This is a genomic window from Arthrobacter sp. Y3223164, assembly GCF_059091005.1.
This window is the reverse complement of sequence record NZ_JBNHGF010000883.1, coordinates 1-408: the sequence shown is the minus strand read 5'-3', so window position 1 is coordinate 408 and position 408 is coordinate 1. Positions and strand designations below refer to the sequence as shown.

At 69.4% G+C, this 408-nt stretch carries 1 protein-coding gene; it reads right to left on the bottom strand.

What is annotated here, in order from left to right; translation table 11 throughout:
* Positions 1-98 precede the first annotated feature (98 nt).
* Positions 99-311, bottom strand: a complete 213-nt coding sequence (locus tag AC5RUJ_RS18535; RefSeq protein WP_494001527.1) for a DUF2997 domain-containing protein — start codon at positions 309-311, stop codon at positions 99-101.
* Positions 312-408: the final 97 nt, after the last annotated feature.

The window sequence follows — 408 nt, the reverse complement described above, 5'->3', positions numbered from 1 at the left end:
CGTGCCGGATGACGCCGGCGTCGGACGGCGCCGGGGCGCAGCCGTTGTTGATGGGGAGCTTCCGGACCGGGACGCGCGGCTGCCCGGGCACGCCGGGGCTATCGGTCTGCGGACTCATTGCGGACGTAGTCGCTGGTGGTGACGGCGGTGCGGTGATAGTCCTCGGTGTAGGAGCTGGACACGCTCTCGGCCTCCAGCAGATCCTCCAAAACCGTGATGTAGTCCAGGCACTCGGCGCCGAAGATGTTGCGGGTCTCGGCCGATACCGCGCCGTCGGGCCTGACCGTGACGATCAGTTGTTGCTGGTCCATCGCTCTTCCTCCGAGGGGTCGGGTGTTGTCTAAAAGTCCACGGTGCGGCCGCCGCGTACCGGCTGCCCGGCGGCTGCGGCGGGCAGGCCACCGGCAG